The organism is Aliisedimentitalea sp. MJ-SS2 (assembly GCF_032586155.1).
Lineage (GTDB): Bacteria > Pseudomonadota > Alphaproteobacteria > Rhodobacterales > Rhodobacteraceae > JAWHTC01.
In genome coordinates this window covers 120208-137023 of sequence record NZ_JAWHTC010000006.1, presented here as the reverse complement: position 1 = coordinate 137023, position 16816 = coordinate 120208, and the positions used below count along the sequence as shown (strand labels likewise).

The following is a 16816-nucleotide window of genomic DNA, read 5'->3' as shown; positions in this document are numbered from 1 at the left end:
GGGCGGTTTGCCGATCTGCACCACCACGCGGCCTGAAGATGCCGGCCTCTTGAATGCGACGCCTGCCAAGCCCATAACAGTTTTCAGAGTTAATCAACGAATGACGGCAATGGAACCTTCTGCAGCGCTTTATGACAGCGCGTTCTGGATCACCTGTGCGGCGATCCTGTTTCTTCTTGTTCTTTCCGGCTTCTTTTCGGGCAGCGAGACCGCATTGACAGCGGCGTCACGCGGCAAGCTGCGGGCGCAGGCCGACAAGGGTGCCATCGGCGCAAAACGGGCGCTTGAAATCACTGAAGACAATGAGCGTCTGATCGGGTCGGTCCTTTTGGGCAACAATCTTGTGAATATCCTTGCGGCGTCGCTGGCCACGGCCCTGTTTTCGCGCCTGTTCGGCGAAGGCGGCGTGGCATTGGCGACGCTGGTGATGACGCTGTTGGTGCTGATCTTCGCCGAAGTGCTGCCCAAGACCTACGCCATCACCAATGCCGAAGCCGCCGCCGGGCTTGTGTCGCGCCCGATCAAGATCGTTGTGCTGATCTTCGCCCCGGTTGTCAGCGCAGTGCGCTGGCTGGTGCGCGGCATGTTGCGAGTATTTGGCGTGCAAACCGATCCTGACAGTCACATCCTGGCCGTGCGCGAGGAAATCGCCGGCGCCCTGCAACTGGGCCATTCCGAAGGTGTGGTCGAAAAGGAAGACCGCGACCGGATCCTTGGCGCGCTCGATCTGGCCGACCGGGTGGTGGAAGAGATCATGTTGCACCGCTCGGGCATTGAAATGATCGACGCCGATCACGAGCCCGAGGCCATCTTGGCACAATGCCTGGAAAGCAACCACACACGAATGCCGGTGTTCCAGGGCCATCCGGACAACATTATCGGCGTGGTTCACGCCAAGGACCTGCTTCGGGCGATGCACAAGCTGATGCTCGGCGATGACCCGTCGCCCAATGGGCTGGGGGATTTCAGAATCGCGGATGTGGCCATGAAGCCGTACTTCGTCCCAGAAACCACCACGCTGGATGACCAGATGCGTCAATTCCTGCGCCGTCGAACCCATTTTGCCTTGGTTGTTGATGAGTATGGTTCGATTCAGGGGTTGATCACTCTGGAAGATATTCTGGAAGAGATTGTTGGGGAAATCACGGACGAATTCGACCCGGATGCCGATCACCCGATTGGCAAGACAGAAGATGGACAGTTTATCATCGACGGAGCAATGACGATCCGTGATCTGAACCGGGCGACCGATTGGGCGCTGCCGGACGAGGATGCAAATACCGTGGCGGGCCTCGTCATTCACGAGGCCCAGACAATTCCGACGCCGGGACAGGTTTTTTCCTTCCACGGGTTTCGGTTCGAGGTAATGGCGCGGCAGGAAAACCGGGTGACTCGGTTGAAGATAAAGCCGCTGTAGACCGTATGCTCTGCAAGCTTTGAAACGCTGTCCAAGCGATTTCTGTACCGCTTGTCCAAGCGGATTCGGGATGGGTTAGTGCGGCCTGCGATCAATCAGCCAGTTTGACCAGCGCGTGACGCTTCTTACCTGCCGAAAGCTTCATGGGGGCTGATAAATCTTCCGTGGTAACCATCAGCCCAGCGTTAAGAAGCAGGTCGTCGTCAACGCGGGCACCTTTTTCCGCGATCAGGCGTTTGGCGTCCTTTCCGGATTTCGCCAACCCAGATTTCACGATCAACTGCACAATAGAAATCCCGTCACCGATTTCCTCGGCACTCAGTTCGATTGTGGGCAGATCGTCCCCGATCCCGCCCTTCTCGAACACTTCGCGGGCCGTGGCCTCTGCCGCCTCTGCCGCCTCTCGTCCATGCAAGAGCGCTGTGACCTCGTTGGCCAGCACGATCTTGGCATCGTTGATTTCGGCCCCGCCAAGGGTGCCCAGACGGTCGCATTCATCGATGGGTAACTCAGTGTAGAGCTTGAGAAACCGCCCCACGTCGGCATCGGTGGTATTGCGCCAGAATTGCCAGAACTCATAAGGGCTCAGCATGTCGCCATTGAGCCAGACCGCACCATCAAGGCTTTTGCCCATCTTCTTGCCGTCAGAGGTGGTCAGCAGCGGTGAGGTCAGGCCATAGACCTCCTGATCCAGCACCCGCCGTGTCAGGTCGATCCCATTGACGATATTGCCCCATTGGTCCGAGCCGCCCATTTGTAGCAGACAGCCGTACCGCCGATTCAGTTCCAGGAAGTCATAGGCCTGCAGGATCATGTAGTTGAACTCGAGGAAGCTCAGCGATTGCTCGCGATCGAGCCGCGATTTTACCGATTCGAACGACAGCATCCGGTTGACTGAGAAGTGCCGTCCGATGTCGCGCAGGAACTCGAGGTAGTTCAAATCATCCAGCCATTCGGCGTTGTTGATCATCAACGCGCCGGTGGGGCCGTCATCATAGGATACATAGGCCGAGAACACCTTCTTGATGCCCGAGATATTGTCGTCGATCTGCTCAGGCGTGAGCAAGGGTCGCTCATCAGCTCGGAACGACGGATCGCCCACCTTGGTGGTGCCGCCGCCCATCAGCGTGATCGGCTTGTGGCCGGTCTTCTGCAACCAGCGCAGCATCATGATCTGGATGAGTGAGCCGACGTGAAGTGACTTGGCCGTGGCATCAAAACCGATATAAGCCGGTACCACACCCTTGGACAGCGCTTCGTCTAGGCCCTGGTAATCGGTGCAATCAGCCAAGAAGCCGCGCTCGATCATCACTGCCATAAAGTCCGATTTGGGGTGGTAGGTCATGTGGTTCGTCCCTTATTCTTCGCGGGCCTGTATAGGGCGGGCAGGACACGAGGGAAAGACCATGTTGAAGCCGGGACGGGTGATCGCATTGGGCGCGATGAGCGGCACCTCGCTGGACGGTGTGGATGCGGCGATTATCGAGACCGATGGCGAGACAATCTTCGGCTTTGGTGGCAGCCGCTATCGGGCCTATTCGGACGATGAGCGTGAAGTACTGCATGCCGCTTTGGGCAAGTGGCCAGGGGCGGATGTGGATGCAGCACGCGAGATTGTCGAGGCCGCCCATATCGAAGCTCTTCGCGGGTTCGACGGTGTGGATATCGTTGGCTTTCACGGCCAGACCTTGGCGCACGATCCGCGCGGGCGCGGCACGCACCAGATTGGCGATGGTGCCCGGCTGGCGTATGAGTTGGGCCTGCCCGTAGCCTGGGATTTCCGCAGCACCGACGTGCGCCTGGGGGGCGAAGGTGCGCCACTGGCCCCGTTTTTTCACTTTGCCTGCGCGCAATGGATAGAGGCAGAGAACCCGGTCGCCTTCCTAAATCTTGGTGGTGTAGGCAATATCACCTGGGTGGACCCGGGCAAGTCGCGCCCCGAGGAGAATGGCGCCTTACTGGCCTTTGACACCGGGCCAGCCAATGCGCCTATCAATGATCTTATGCAGGCGCGCTTGGGCAAGCCGTGTGACATGGACGGCGCGGTCGCCCGCAAGGGCAAGGTAGAAGACGGGGCGTTGGAGTTGTTCCTTGATGATCCGTATTTTTATCGCATTCCGCCCAAATCTCTGGACCGGGACAGTTTTTCCGACATGATCGGGTTGGTGCGCGAGCTTAACGACGCCGACGCGGCTGCAACCCTGACAGGGATGTCGGCGGCGGCGGTGTTGCGGGCGATGGAACATGTTCCGGCCGCGCCACAGCAGCTGCTGGTCACTGGCGGCGGGCGCAAGAACCCGGTGATGATGCAGATGCTGACCGCAGCGATGGATTGCCCGGTGAATCCGGTGGAAGCGGTCGGCCTTGATGGCGACATGCTGGAAGCGCAAGCATTTGCCTATCTTGCAGTACGCGTGGCGCGGGGTCTGCCGACATCTTGCCCATCAACCACCGGCGTGCGGGCTGCGGTGGGGGGGGGCGAGATCAGCTACCCCTCAAGTGTCGAGACATAGTCGCGGGTAAAGGCGACATAGCCCTGCGAGGTGCTTATCAGGTGATCGCGCATGTGCCGGTGCAATTCGGGCAGGTGATGAAACGGCACGTTCGGGGCGCTGTGATGCTCGATATGATAGGGCATGTTCCATGCGATGAAGCGAATGGCCCGCGTGGTGTAGGTGGTGCGCGAGTTTTCCAGCATGTTGGCCACATGCGGGCAGCGACCATGCTCGGCGAGCAGGTAGAGCCGCAGCAAAGGTTGCCCCAACATCATCGGCAAGATCCAGAGCCAAAAGGCCGGGCCGGGGGCGATCAGCAGGATCAGTCCATAACCCGCCAGCATGAAACGCGCCTCGCGACGCAACCGAGGCAGGACACGGGCGGGCAGATAGGGGCTCTGAGGTGTGCCGAAGGCGTTTTCGAACATCTGGCGGCCAAGCCATGACCAGACCGGAAGACCGGATACATGCCACAAATAGGCACGGCGGGTTGCGGGTTTGGCCCCTGCGGTGAGCTCCGGGTCGTTGTCAGGATCGTTGGTGTGACGGTGATGGGCCAGGTGAAAGTAGCGGAACCACAGGAACGGCTGCAAAATCACGAAACCTGTGATGTGGCCTACACTTTCGTTCAATGGCCTGCTGGCAAAGGGGGTCTTGTGGGTGCACTCATGTTGCAGTGTGAACAGAAAAACCAGAAGTGCCCCGTGCAGCGGCAGGGCCAACCACCACAGCGGCGCTCCAGTCCCGATCCAAGCGCCTGTCACGGCCAGCCCGCTAAGATGCCCGGCCAAATGTTGCAACCCGGCGGCATCCGACATTTCGTGAAGGCTTGCGCGCGTGTCCGGGGGCAGCGATTTTAAAAGCTCGTCATGGGTCATGTTCCATGGGTAACAGAGCGCTCAGCTCGGTCAACCGCTCGGCGGACGAGAAAAATCACCGCACTTGAAGGGAAACTCACGCGGAACAGGACGCTCCGCCCAGTACACAGAATTTAGCGCAGTGTGGGTGGTTGAGTGAGACATCGGCCTCGGCCTCTTCCAGCGTCCTACCCATTTCGAATTGCGGGTCGTAAGCCAGAAGGGTGCAGGCCAGTACCGTGGGTTGGTCCGCGCCCTTGCGTTTAACCACCATACGTGAGCTGGCGCACATTACGTCTTCGGGAGATTTGCCCAGGATACCCCAGCAGGCGGTGGTGATTTCAGGAACTTCGGCCTGAATGTCCATTTCCGGAAAAAGAACCGTTTGGCCCGGGTGTTGCGGATCAATCTCGAAACCATGTTTGGCGTAGAGCGCGGCAAATCCCGCGCGTGTCTCGGCTTCGCTTTCGCCCCAAAGTGTGCGCCCCGCTACGGCCATAGTGATGCCCATATCTCGCAGCCATTGCATGCCTTCAATCGTCTTGGCGAAACTGCCCGCGCCGCGCTCGGCGTCATGCAAATCGGCCCGGTGATGATCCAGGGATATGCGGAGCGTTAGCTTCCCGGGAAAATTCGCGTTTAAGTCGTGCAAACCGGCCTGAACCCGTTTACGCATCATCGGCCGCATGGCATTGGTCAAAACCAACACGTCGAAGCCGCGTTCAAGTGCGGCGCGAAGCATGATGATGATGTCCGGGTTCATGAACGGTTCACCGCCGGTGAAGCCGATCTCGCGCACCGGCCACTTGCGGGTCTCGATCTGGTCCAGAAATGCCACGACCTCGCGTGTCGTGATATAGACCAGCGAGTCGTTGAGTGGGGAGCTGTCGATATAGCAGTTGGCGCAGGTGATGTTGCATAGCGTCCCGGTGTTAAACCACAGGGTCTCGGGCCGGGTCAGCGCGACGTGGGCCCGCGCACTGCCATCCGCGGTTGTCAGTTTATCGATGAATTTACCCTGGTTCGCGGCCGGGTCGGTACCAGACAGTTGGTCTTTCATAAACCTGTTGCTTTCGTTTCCTTGGCCCTTGCTAACGCCCGTAGGACCATAGGTGAAGACAGGTCGGACAAAGTGACGGTTTTGTGAACTAAGTGTTAGTTTCACTTTCCATTGGATGGGTGCGGCAAGGATTGTGTAGCGGCCTTCATGGGGCTAATGCTATCGCTAACATTTCGCTGCTATTCCTAGGAACAGATTGGAAATTGTGCGATAGAGTGACAAAAAGGATTTCCCTCCATGGTTTCGCGCGTCATTCCGGTTGAGCCGTTCGATCTGATCATATTCGGAGGAACCGGCGACCTGGCTCGCCGCAAGATACTTCCCGCGCTGTTCCGCCGCTTCTGTGACGGACAGATGGAAGGGGGAGGTCGCATTATTGGCGCAGCCCGCACCGAGTTAGACGGTGATGCCTATCGCCAATTTGTTCAGGAGGCGATTGTCGAATTTGTTACCGACCAACGTTGCGAGCCGGCAGCGATTGCGAAATTCCTCAAGACCGTTTCCTACGTCACGTTGGATGCGCGCGGTGACACCGGCTGGAACGCGCTGGCGGGAATGACCGATCCCTCACATGTACGCGCGTTTTACTTTTCGGTTGGTCCATCGCTGTTTGGCGATTTGGCCGAGCGGCTGCGGGATTACGGGATGGGCGGGGGCGAAGCCCGAATCGTGGTAGAAAAACCCTTTGGGCGCGATCAACAGACAGCAGAAGAGCTGAACGCGACCCTTGCGCGCCATTTCGACGAGAGCCAGATCTACCGGATTGACCATTACCTGGGCAAGGAAACAGTGCAGAACCTAATGGCCATCCGGTTCGGCAACATGTTGTTCGAGCCGCTGTGGAACAGCCAGTATATTGACCATATCCAGTTCACCGTGGCCGAAACCGTGGGGGTCGCAGGGCGCGAGGAATACTATGACCGCGCGGGTGCCATGCGCGACATGGTGCAAAACCACATGATGCAGCTTTTGTGCCTGATCGCGATGGAGCCCCCGGCCAAGTTCGACCCGGACGCGGTTCGCGATGAAAAGCTCAAGGTCATTCGTGCGCTGGATCACGTGACACCGGACGATATTGTACGCGGTCAATATCTCGATGATGGCGACAGGCCTGGATATTTGGAAACAGTGGGCGACGCCAAGTCGAACACGGAGAGCTTTGTCGCGCTCAAAGCCCATATTTCGAACTGGCGGTGGGCGGGCACGCCCTTCTACCTGCGCACTGGCAAGCGTTTGCGCGCCCGCACCAGTGAGATCGCCGTCGTGTTCAAGGATGCGCCGCACTCGATTTTCGGGGCCGAAGCCGGACGGCATCGCAATATCCTGACCATTGTATTGCAGCCCAACGAGGGAATCGAACTTGGCGTGACAATCAAGGAACCAGGCCCCGGTGGCATGCGGCTGGTCGATGTGCCACTGGACATGTCTTTTGCCGAGGCCCTCGGTCCGGACACACAGTTCGCAGCCGATGCCTATGAGCGTCTGATCATGGATGTGATCCGGGGGAATCAGACGTTGTTCATGCGCGGCGACGAGGTTGAGGCAGCTTGGGCCTGGACCGATCCGATCATCAAGGAGTGGTTGGAGGGTGGCGCAACGCCATTGCCTTACGATTCCGGAAGTTCCGGGCCGACTGAGGCGCTGGCTCTGATGCATCGTGACGGGCGGCGTTGGCGGGAGATACGCAAGTGAAACTAATCGAATATGCCGATGCCGAGATGATGGCGCTGGATCTGGCAAATACCATCGCGGGCGAGTTGGAAAGCGTGTTGATGGGGGGTGGGCGTGCCACGCTGGTCGTTGCGGGCGGTACCACGCCCGGACCGGTTTTCGACAGTCTGAGCGGCGCCGACCTGGACTGGCCTCGGGTCGATGTGGCGCTGAGCGACGAGCGTTGGCTGCCTGAGGTGAACTTGCGTTCGAACGCGCGGTTGATCAAAGAACGGCTGTTGGTCGGGAGGGCGGCGGAGGCGCGTTTCCATCCGCTTTTCGTTCCGGCGGATGATCCAGAAGAGGTCCTGGCCGAGATTGAAAGCGGTTTGATCCCGTGCCTGCCGATCTCGGTTTTACTGTTGGGGATGGGAGTGGATATGCATACGGCGTCGTTGTTTCCCGGAGGCGACAACCTGGCCACCGCGCTGGCACCTGATGCACCAATTCTGATTCCAATCCGGGCCGATGGCGCACCGGAACCGCGGGTCAGCATGTCGGCGCGGGTGTTGAACGCAGCCCTGTCTAAACACCTCATGATCACCGGTACGGCCAAGCGCAATGCCTTGGAGAAGGCCCAGAATTTGCCAGCCAGCGAGGCGCCGGTATCGTCGGTTCTAAGTGATTGCACCGTACATTGGAGCCCATGACATGAGTATCGAAAAAGCTTGGAGTGCCATGGAAGCGCATGCTGAAGCGGCGCAAGGCCGCCGAATCGAGGCTTTGTTTGAAGCCCCCGATCGTGCAGCGATGTTTTCGCTGCAGGCGTGCGGCATGTTGTTCGATTATTCCAAGACGGCCCTGAATGGTGCGGCATTGGGTATCCTGGTTGACTTGGCCAGCGCAACGGGTGTTGAGGCACAGCGCGATGCGATGTTCGCTGCGGACAAGATCAACACAACCGAAGATCGCGCAGTTTTGCACACGGCATTGCGCAACCTTGATGCTCGAATTGACGTCGACGGGCAGGATATCATGCCTGAGATCCGTGAAACCTTGAGCCGAATGCAGGGTTTCGTGAAAGACGTGCGCAGCGGCGCGTTCAAAGGGCAGGGCGGGCCGATTACTGATGTGGTCAATATCGGAATCGGCGGTTCGGATCTCGGGCCGGTGATGGCAAACATAGCGCTGACCCCTTACTGCAATGGGCCGCGGGTGCATTTCATTTCGAACGTGGATGGGGCGGACGCGACCGATACGTTGCGTGGGTTGGACCCGGCGACCACGCTTGTGATTGTGGCCTCCAAGACCTTTACCACTATCGAAACAATGACCAATGCTGAAACCGTGCGGTTGTGGATGGCGGAAAGCGTTGCCGATCCGGCAGTGCAATTCGTGGCTCTGTCGTCCCGCCCGGACCGAACGGCCGCCTTTGGCATCCCCGAAGCACGGACATTCGGGTTTGGTGACTTTGTTGGCGGGCGGTATTCGGTCTGGGGGCCGATCGGGTTGTCTCTCATGCTGGCCGTGGGCCCCGAGGATTTCGATGAATTCCTGGCCGGTGGGGCCGAGATGGATGCGCATTTTCGCGCGGCACCTTTGGCCGATAACCTGCCGATTCTGCTGGCATTGGTGGGTGTATGGCACCATCAGGGAATGGGCTATCCCACCCGTGCGGTGTTGCCATACGAGCAACGGCTGCTGCGGCTGCCGGCCTATCTCCAGCAATTGGAAATGGAGAGCAATGGCAAGCGGGTGACCAAGGCTGGCGCGGCATTGCCCCGCGAGACCGGCCCGGTGGTCTGGGGCGAGCCGGGCACGAACGGGCAACATGCGTTCTATCAACTGCTGCATCAGGGCACACAGGTGGTGCCGTGCGAGTTCTTGGTCGGCCGCGTGGGGCACGAACCGGAACTGGCACATCACCACCTGTTGTTGCAGGCCAATTGCCTGGCCCAGTCCGAGGCGCTGATGGTGGGGCGTTCGCTGGAGACCGCACGAGAGATTGCCAGCAGTCTTGGCTATGAAGGGAATGAGTTGGAGACGCAGGCTGCACAGCGGGTATTCGCGGGCAACCGGCCATCAACCACACTGATTTACGAACGGCTCGACCCACGCACTTTGGGCCGTATCGTGGCGCTCTACGAACACCGGGTGTTTGTTGAAGGGGCAATCCTTGGCATCAATTCCTTTGACCAATGGGGCGTGGAACTGGGTAAGGAATTGGCCACTGCACTTGGCCCGGTTTTGTCCGGCGAGGACGATGGGCACAACAAGGACGGTTCAACCCGGATGCTGGCGAATTATCTGCGCGGGGCGGGTTAAGCTGCTAGTCGCACCCAGACTGGCACATGATCCGATGGCTTTTCGCGGCCTCGGAATTCCTTATCGATCTGGCAATCTTCCAACAGGTCGGCGCATTGCGAGCTGAGTAGGAAATGGTCGATGCGAATGCCGTCATTACGATTCCAGGCGCCGGCCTGATAGTCCCAGAACGAATAATGCTCGGGGCCATGCACCCGCGCACGGAACGCCTCGGTAAAGCCGAGGTTCAGGATGCGGCGAAAGGCGGCGCGACTTTCGGGGCGGGCCAGCGCGTCTTCCTGCCAGGCCTCGGGGCGGGCGGCATCTTCGTCCTGAGGGATGATGTTGTAATCGCCCGCCATCAGCACGGGCTCTTCGCTGGCTAGAAGGTCTAGAGCATGGGTATGGAGACGATCCATCCAGGCCAGTTTGTAGTCGTATTTCGGCCCCGGCACCGGGTTGCCGTTGGGTAGATAGAGGCCGCAGACGCGCACCGCCCGCTGACCGATCACCGTGGCCTCGATCCAGCGGGCCTGTTCGTCGCTTTCATCTCCTGGCAAACCGCGGCGCACATCCTCAAGCGGAAGTTTCGACAGGATCGCTACGCCGTTGAAACTCTTCTGACCATGGGTTTCGACGATGTAGCCCATGTCCTCGAAGTGCTCACGGGGGAAATTCTCGTCGACCGACTTGATTTCCTGCAGCAAAGCTACGTCGGGCCGTGCCTCACTTAGCCAGTCGCTGAGCGCGCCAATTCGAGCTTTGATCCCGTTGATGTTGAATGTTGCTATTTTCATGAGCGCCTCCGTTCACACGGTTTTAGTGTGTTTCGGACGTCAATTGAAACACAGAATTGTTCTCTGGATTGTCGCGAAGACTCACTGCTCACGGCTAGTTCGATTCGGCATTCACCTGGTTCGCTGTGATTTGATCTGCTCGATGGTGACCGCTGGCAACCCATGCCGAGCATGATTTCTCCAAAATCTCTCGATTTTCAAAAACTACATTAATTCAATTTGTTACCGGAGAACCTTGACTTAGGCAAAAGGAAAAACACGTGTAAGTAGTAAGTTTTTCTAATCAAAACCCGTTAAACGTGCATCTTAAAGAGGCAACAAACCTGTAGGGAGAAGAAAATGTCTGCACTTCGCAAAACCGACGAAATCGCCAATGAGATCATGCCCGAGTCCAGCCTGCACATGGGTGAGGGATGTACGATGTTCACGTCTGGTGCCGCCCCCTGTGCTTCGGGGGACGGTCTGGCTGGCGAGGCCGTTGAAATGTTCACCTCGGGTGCGGCCCCTGGGACGACCCACGCCACGCATGCAGGAGATGCCACGGCTCTCTTCACCTCCGGCGCCGGTCCGTTGGCGTCAAACACGGCCTTGGACGGTAATGCGGTCGAGATGTTCACATCGGGCGCCGCCCCGACTGGCAGCAACGAGGCGATCAGCGGCAACGCGGTCGAGGCCTTTACGTCAGGTGCGGCCCCGTCCGGCAGCAGTGTAACGATCACTGGTGAAGCCGTAGAGGCGTTTACCTCTGGTGCGTTCCCCACGGCGGCACCCGATACAACCCACGGCGATGCGGTCGAAGCCTTTACGTCGGGTGCGGCGCCGAGCACGGCGAGCGATGCCCTTGGTGGGGATGCCACTCGCATGTTCACCTCGGGAGCCTGACCGAAACGGAACCCGAGACGGGGCGTTTGGCTCGCCCGAGATTGTGAAAGGAGTAATCAACATGTCCAATGTCGTACACCTGAATGTCCCGTCCCGGATCCAACGCCAAGATCAAGGTCATACCGCATTGCTGACCAGTTTTGCCCGCGAACGGCGCTTTGGTGACGATGTCTTCTGGCTCAAAGAAAACGCCGAGCTTTTGAACATTCTCGAATGTATGGGTGCGCGTATCGCGCCCGAGACACTTGCCGTGCACGCAGGGTTCTATGCCCAGGTCGACAAGCGGCTTGCGGTTTTCCCGCAATACTACCGCTTTTTGCTGTCAATCTGTCTTGATCTTGAGGATCTCGGGATAGAGGGCAAAAAAGGGGTCGGCCTTAGTGACTTGGGCAAATGATCAGGAACTGGCCCGGGCCGAGATGAGCGACTTACTACGGGCCGAGGCGCGCCGATTGATGCTGCGTCGCGGGATCGACCCATTGGTGAAGGATCAGGGCCTCGACGATCGATTGCGTGATTTCGTTTCCCGTTCGGCGAGTTTTGCCATTCCCAACAAGAAGGCCGCTTATGAATTGACCCATACGGTTTTCTATCTCAGCGAATATGGCCGCAAGGACCCAGGGCTCGACGACGAGGTGCGGCAAAGCCTGGATTTTGCCGGAACCCTGGCCTTTCTTGATCTTAACGCCGACCTTCTGGCCGAGATCTGCATCGCTACGCGTTACGCCGGGACAGCCCCTCCCGCGATCTGGGAAGAGTGGCTTGTCGCCCATACCCGCGGCTTCGAAGTTGAAAGCGGCGATGCCCTGTCGGTGCAGGATGATTATCACGAGTTCTTCGTCTGTAATTGGTTAATGGCGGTTTCGGGCGCGGACGCATTTGCAAAAGGTTTCACGCCAGGGCGGATGCAGTTTCGCCGGCCCTATTCGGGGACCGCGCCGCTGCGCGGGATGTCCGAATGTCTGTTTGAAATGGACACGCGTCACGCGGATTGGAGCACGATGCGTCATCACGTGGTAGATTCTTTGTCGGAAGAGGCCCAAGAGTTTTTGCTCCGGGCCGAAACTGCCAGCAGCGACTTCGAGGCTTTCTTTGCCGGTTTCGTACGTGCAGGAAGGGCGGAATCCGGATTGATGTCGCGTCCTACAGCGACGATTCCTAGCGTTCGGGGCAGGGGGTGTGACTGTACTTGTCTCTCGTGCCGCGAGCCTTGTGGTGGTCTACACCGCGTTGATTGCCTTGGCCGATGGTATGACCAAGGCCCTGGCGACGGGTTATGCGGCGCCACAGATGTATGCCTTATCAGGCGCAGTGGTGGTTTCCCTGTGCCTAATCAGCGCGCGCCTTAAGCCGGGTGGGGAGCCATTGTCGACAATCCGCCCGCGGGCCATGGCCTTGCGGGCGGCGTTCACGGTTCTAGCAACAATTTTTTTCTTTCTTGCCTTTCGCCACCTCGGGTTCGCCGATGTGTTCCTGTTCATCGGCTTGATGCCCCTTTTCGCCGCGCTTCTGGCAGGGTCGATGTTGGGCGAGCAGGTTACGCCGGTCGCATGGGGGGCGCTTGGCGCCGGGTTCGTCGGCGTTCTCTGCCTGTTCCCCACGGGATTTGCGCAGTTGGGTTTTGGTCATATGGTTGCCTTTCTCGCCGCGTTCTTTGGTACCGTATCGATCATTCTTTCGCGCTATATCAGCAGGTTTGAAAGCAACGGGTTGGCGCAGGTGCTTTATCCCAACCTGGCGCTGTTAACCGTGATGGCTCTGGCGCTGCCCTTTGTCTGGCGAACGATGCCCCTGATCGATTTGAGCTTGGCGATGGGGTATGGTGCCGTGCTTTTTGCGGCGCGCTGGCTGTTGGTGGTGGCGTTGCGGGGTTTGCCTGCACACGCGGTCACGTCGCTTTTGAAGCTGCAGTTCGTCTGGATGGTGCTGATCGGGGCCTGGGTGTTTGGCGAATGGCCTACGGCGCAGACATATCTCGGCGCAGGCATCATCGTACTTTCAGGCCTGTTCCTGGCCTATGAAGTGCCGATTGCGCGCCTGATTGCCCGGCATGTGGTGCGGGCTTAAATCGAAAACGAGGTGCCGCAACCGCAGGAGGCAGTGGCATTGGGGTTGTCGATCACGAACCTTGCGCCGATAAGTTCCTCGGTGAAATCAATCGTCGCACCGGCCAGAAATGGAAGCGATACCGCATCGACCACGACCTTTTCACCGCGCCCCTCTAGTATCATGTCCTCATCCTTCGGGTCATCAAGGTCGATATTGTATTGAAAGCCCGAGCATCCGCCGCCTTCTACCGCCACGCGCAGGGCTTTGCCTTCGGCTGACGCACCGATTTCGGAAAGCCGTTCAAACGCACGGTCCGTAACGTTGGGTGGGATTTGCATGGTGTCTCCTAAGGCTGTTTTCCTGCGTGCGCGGATGCAATATAAGCACGGATAACAGCACGGGCAAGAACAGGCAGAGAAACCATGCAGGCCCCCGCAATTTTTGCAACCGATCCCAGTCAAAGCCGGGGACGGCTATATGCCGAACCAGAAAGCGCGTTTCGGTCCTGTTTTCAACGGGATCGCGATCGGATTATCCATTCCAGCGCCTTTCGGCGGCTAAAACATAAAACCCAGGTCTTTATTGAGCATGAGGGGGATTATTTTCGCACCCGCCTGACCCATACGATCGAAGTGGCACAGGTTGCACGCACTATCGCCAGCGCTCTTGGGCTTAACTCGGAACTGACCGAGGCCGTGGCGCTGGCCCATGATCTTGGTCACACGCCGTTTGGTCATACGGGTGAGGATGCACTCGATGCGCTTATGGCCCCTTTTGGCGGGTACGACCACAATGCCCAGGCAATTCGCATCGTTACTGCGCTGGAACGACATTACGCCGAATGGGACGGGCTGAACCTGACCTGGGAGACACTGGAAGCGATTGCCAAGCACAATGGTCCGGTGGTCGGCGATTTGCCCTACGCGCTGACCGAGTACGACGCGCGTCACGATTTAGAGCTTGGCACGCACGCCGGGGCCGAAGCGCAGGTAGCAGCGCTGAGCGACGATATTGCCTACAACAACCACGATCTGCATGACGGTCTGCGCGCCGGGCTGTTCACAGTCGAAGAGGTGATGCAATTGCCGATCCTGGAGGCGTGTTTTGCAGAGGTGGATCAAACCTATCCCGGGTTGGAACCCTATCGCCGTTGGCACGAGGCACTGCGCCGGTTCTTTGGCGTTCTGGTCGAGGATGTCATCACCGAAAGCCGCTGCAACCTGACGGAACTAGACCCACAAAGCGCGGCCGAGATTCGCGGGGCCGGGCGGATGATGGTTCAGTTTTCCTCCGGGCTCCGGACGGATCTGAGCGTGATCCGAGATTTTCTGTTTCAGCGCATGTATCGCGCGCCCAGTGTGGTGGAGATGCGCAAGAAGGTGACACAGGTGGTCGAGGACCTGTTCCCGCTGTATCTGCAGCGGCCTGACCTGCTGCCGAACCGCTGGTATGGGGACGTCGCAGAGGCCAAGGATGAACTGGCCCTGGCGCGGTTGGTGTCAGATTATATCAGCGGGATGACTGACCGGTTTGCCCTGCAATCCCACGAGCGGCTTTGCGGCTGAATCCCGCGGTCAGGCGTCCAAGGGGGGAGGTAACGGCACTGTACAGGCAACTTGCCCCGCGTTGAACCGGTTGCGCGCCGCTGCCCAGTTTGAACCGAGCCAGCCCGGCAGAGGTTTCCGTTTCCAACGGGCCAAGGTCGATCCAGGTCGTGTCTTTGCGTGCCAGCCAGGTTGCGGCCTGCCACAGAAGAAGGTTATGCGCCGAGCAGCCGCGACCCGTGTCGGTGAGGTGGCCGATGTGAAAAGTTGCGGTGCCTTCGTGCATTAAAAACAGCATTGCCCCCAGACGTGTTCCCCTTTGCGATGCGATGAAAAGCTGCACCTGGTTGGGAGCGGTTTCGGCCGCAACGCTGACAAATCCAAGCGGCAACCCGCGATAGCCACGGGTTTGACGTTGCTTGGCCTCGGCCTCTAGCAGCCAGCCGTGGCGGCGCGGGTCAAAACGGGCACGGTTGACCGTGATTCCATGGTTTTCGGCATGGCAAAGCCGATTGCGCCATTTGCCCTGCATGCGGGCCCGCCGTGTTTTGCTGCTCCCCCCCAGGTCAAGTTGCGCATGATACCCGCCGGTCACCAGCGGCAGATGTCCGGAGATGCGCAGGATGCGCTCGTCCAATGGGGTGGCGCAATTGGTGATCAGCGCGCGGATGCAATGGTGTCGGGCCAGCCGGGGGAGATCGGCCAGCACATCGCGGCGCGCGGTGATCGACAGGCCCTGCCGCCAGCGTGGTCCCCCGGGCATCAGGGCAATCTTTCCCAAGGGTCCCAGATCGCGCAGGATAAGCCGCCCCAGGCCAACACCGTTGAGATCGAGCCGCAGAACATCACGCCCCATTTTGCGCAGCATCCGACAGTAAAGCTGTGATTGTGATGGGGTGGGCGGCTCGAACGCGCTATCGACAGAAATGTTGCTGTGAAAACTCATGGTGGCATTAACGCAGAAGAAACCTAAACCGTGGTTAACTGACCAGTATGTTCCATCCGCGCGGCTCACCTGTTTACGGTCACACCCTGCCTCCACCTCGGCCAACGCCGTGGGTGCCGTTTCTGATTGCCTGCGCGCTTTCGCTGCCTATGCTGGGTCTCAGCGTGGTGTTGTTGGTTCTTCCATAGAAAAAGGGCCGCCCAGAGTTGGGGCAGCCCTTGCTTTGATGTCCTGGCTTGTCGCTTAGAACGGAATTTCGTCGTCATAGTCGCGGCTGGGTGCTCCTCCACCAGCGGGGTTGCCGGTCGGGCCACTGTCATAGCCACCGTAATCGCCGCCGCCAGAAGCGCCACCACCGTCACCGCCACCGCTGCGGCCGTCCAGCATCACCAATGTGCCGTTGAAGCCTTGCAGAACGACCTCGGTTGAATAGCGATCTGCACCGGACTGATCTTGCCATTTACGGGTTTGCAGCTGGCCCTCGATATAGACCTTGGAGCCCTTGCGCAGGTATTGCTCGCAGACCCGGACCAACCCTTCCGAGAAAATTGCGACAGAATGCCATTCGGTCTTTTCACGGCGTTCCCCGGTACTGCGGTCTTTCCAGGTCTCCGAGGTGGCAATGCGCAGATTGCACACTTTACCGCCATTTTGAAACGTGCGCACCTCGGGGTCGCGGCCCAGATTGCCGATTAGCATTACCTTGTTCAATGAGCCGGCCATTGCGTTCTCCTCAAGAATCCCCGTTTGTCGTTAACAAGCGTTACACCACCCGAAAGCAGTGAAGAAAAGCTTAAAATGCGAGTCAAATCCTA

At 58.8% G+C, this 16816-nt stretch carries 17 protein-coding genes; 10 read left to right on the top strand and 7 right to left on the bottom strand.

Annotated features, from left to right (window positions below):
* Nucleotides 1-109: 109 nt before the first annotated feature.
* Nucleotides 110-1417: an HlyC/CorC family transporter gene (locus RXV86_RS20660; RefSeq protein ID WP_316302430.1), complete on the top strand. Its 1308-nt coding sequence runs from the start codon at nucleotides 110-112 to the stop codon at nucleotides 1415-1417.
* 91 nt (nucleotides 1418-1508) lie between these two features.
* On the opposite strand, the gene tyrS is transcribed toward RXV86_RS20660, so the two are convergent.
* Entirely contained in the window at nucleotides 1509-2762 is a 1254-nt protein-coding gene (gene tyrS / locus RXV86_RS20655) for a tyrosine--tRNA ligase (RefSeq protein ID WP_316302429.1), read from the bottom strand.
* 61 nt (nucleotides 2763-2823) lie between these two features.
* On the opposite strand from tyrS, the gene RXV86_RS20650 reads away from it, so the two are divergent.
* Nucleotides 2824-3930 (top strand): anhydro-N-acetylmuramic acid kinase, encoded by a 1107-nt coding sequence (locus tag RXV86_RS20650; protein ID WP_316302428.1) that lies wholly within the window; start codon nucleotides 2824-2826, stop codon nucleotides 3928-3930.
* Here the strand turns inward: RXV86_RS20650 and RXV86_RS20645 are convergent.
* Together RXV86_RS20645 and RXV86_RS20640 are read right to left on the bottom strand one after the other, a co-directional pair.
* Complete coding sequence (locus tag RXV86_RS20645) at nucleotides 3906-4790, bottom strand: fatty acid desaturase (RefSeq protein WP_316302427.1); 885 nt, start codon at nucleotides 4788-4790, stop codon at nucleotides 3906-3908. The genes RXV86_RS20650 and RXV86_RS20645 overlap by 25 nt on opposite strands.
* A 76-nt stretch (nucleotides 4791-4866) precedes the next feature.
* On the bottom strand, nucleotides 4867-5829 hold the full coding sequence (locus RXV86_RS20640; protein WP_316302426.1) for a radical SAM protein: 963 nt from the start codon (nucleotides 5827-5829) through the stop codon (nucleotides 4867-4869).
* Nucleotides 5830-6066: 237 nt separating this feature from the next.
* Between RXV86_RS20640 and zwf the strand changes: the two genes are divergently transcribed.
* Genes zwf through pgi form a run of 3 tightly spaced genes read left to right on the top strand, consistent with a single transcriptional unit; the run spans nucleotide 6067 to nucleotide 9804 of the window.
* Nucleotides 6067-7521, top strand: coding sequence for a glucose-6-phosphate dehydrogenase (gene zwf, locus RXV86_RS20635; protein ID WP_316302425.1), 1455 nt, complete (start codon nucleotides 6067-6069; stop codon nucleotides 7519-7521).
* Complete coding sequence (pgl, locus tag RXV86_RS20630) at nucleotides 7518-8189, top strand: 6-phosphogluconolactonase (protein ID WP_316302424.1); 672 nt, start codon at nucleotides 7518-7520, stop codon at nucleotides 8187-8189. Before zwf ends, pgl begins: the two co-directional genes overlap by 4 nt.
* A 7-nt stretch (nucleotides 8190-8196) precedes the next feature.
* Entirely contained in the window at nucleotides 8197-9804 is a 1608-nt protein-coding gene (gene pgi, locus RXV86_RS20625; protein ID WP_316302469.1) for a glucose-6-phosphate isomerase, read from the top strand.
* On the opposite strand, the gene xth is transcribed toward pgi, so the two are convergent.
* Complete coding sequence (xth, locus tag RXV86_RS20620; protein WP_316302423.1) at nucleotides 9801-10580, bottom strand: exodeoxyribonuclease III; 780 nt, start codon at nucleotides 10578-10580, stop codon at nucleotides 9801-9803. The two genes, pgi and xth, sit on opposite strands and share 4 nt — an antisense overlap.
* 339 nt (nucleotides 10581-10919) lie before the next feature.
* On the opposite strand from xth, the gene RXV86_RS20615 reads away from it, so the two are divergent.
* The 4 genes from RXV86_RS20615 to RXV86_RS20600 all read left to right on the top strand — a co-directional run bounded on the left by RXV86_RS20615 (nucleotide 10920) and on the right by RXV86_RS20600 (nucleotide 13529).
* Nucleotides 10920-11462, top strand: coding sequence for a DUF6749 domain-containing protein (locus RXV86_RS20615; RefSeq protein ID WP_316302422.1), 543 nt, complete (start codon nucleotides 10920-10922; stop codon nucleotides 11460-11462).
* 61 nt (nucleotides 11463-11523) lie between these two features.
* The gene (locus tag RXV86_RS20610) at nucleotides 11524-11859 is read left to right on the top strand and encodes a hypothetical protein (protein ID WP_316302421.1); all 336 of its coding nucleotides are present in this window, start codon (nucleotides 11524-11526) and stop codon (nucleotides 11857-11859) included.
* On the top strand, nucleotides 11843-12811 hold the full coding sequence (locus RXV86_RS20605; protein WP_316302420.1) for a hypothetical protein: 969 nt from the start codon (nucleotides 11843-11845) through the stop codon (nucleotides 12809-12811). Before RXV86_RS20610 ends, RXV86_RS20605 begins: the two co-directional genes overlap by 17 nt.
* A gap of 16 nt (nucleotides 12812-12827) precedes the next feature.
* On the top strand, nucleotides 12828-13529 hold the full coding sequence (locus tag RXV86_RS20600) for a DMT family transporter (protein ID WP_316302419.1): 702 nt from the start codon (nucleotides 12828-12830) through the stop codon (nucleotides 13527-13529).
* On the opposite strand, the gene RXV86_RS20595 is transcribed toward RXV86_RS20600, so the two are convergent.
* Nucleotides 13526-13849: an iron-sulfur cluster assembly accessory protein gene (locus RXV86_RS20595; RefSeq protein WP_316302418.1), complete on the bottom strand. Its 324-nt coding sequence runs from the start codon at nucleotides 13847-13849 to the stop codon at nucleotides 13526-13528. The genes RXV86_RS20600 and RXV86_RS20595 overlap by 4 nt on opposite strands.
* Before the next feature lie 84 nt (nucleotides 13850-13933).
* Between RXV86_RS20595 and RXV86_RS20590 the strand changes: the two genes are divergently transcribed.
* A complete protein-coding gene (locus RXV86_RS20590) occupies nucleotides 13934-15076 on the top strand; it encodes a deoxyguanosinetriphosphate triphosphohydrolase (RefSeq protein ID WP_316302417.1) in 1143 nt (380 codons plus the stop codon).
* Here RXV86_RS20590 and RXV86_RS20585 read toward each other — a convergent pair.
* Complete coding sequence (locus RXV86_RS20585) at nucleotides 15021-16001, bottom strand: GNAT family N-acetyltransferase (protein ID WP_316302416.1); 981 nt, start codon at nucleotides 15999-16001, stop codon at nucleotides 15021-15023. The two genes, RXV86_RS20590 and RXV86_RS20585, sit on opposite strands and share 56 nt — an antisense overlap.
* 243 nt (nucleotides 16002-16244) lie before the next feature.
* Nucleotides 16245-16724 carry a single-stranded DNA-binding protein gene (gene ssb, locus RXV86_RS20580; RefSeq protein WP_316302415.1) on the bottom strand — a complete coding sequence of 160 codons (480 nt, stop codon included), beginning with the start codon at nucleotides 16722-16724 and terminating at the stop codon, nucleotides 16245-16247.
* Nucleotides 16725-16816: the final 92 nt, after the last annotated feature.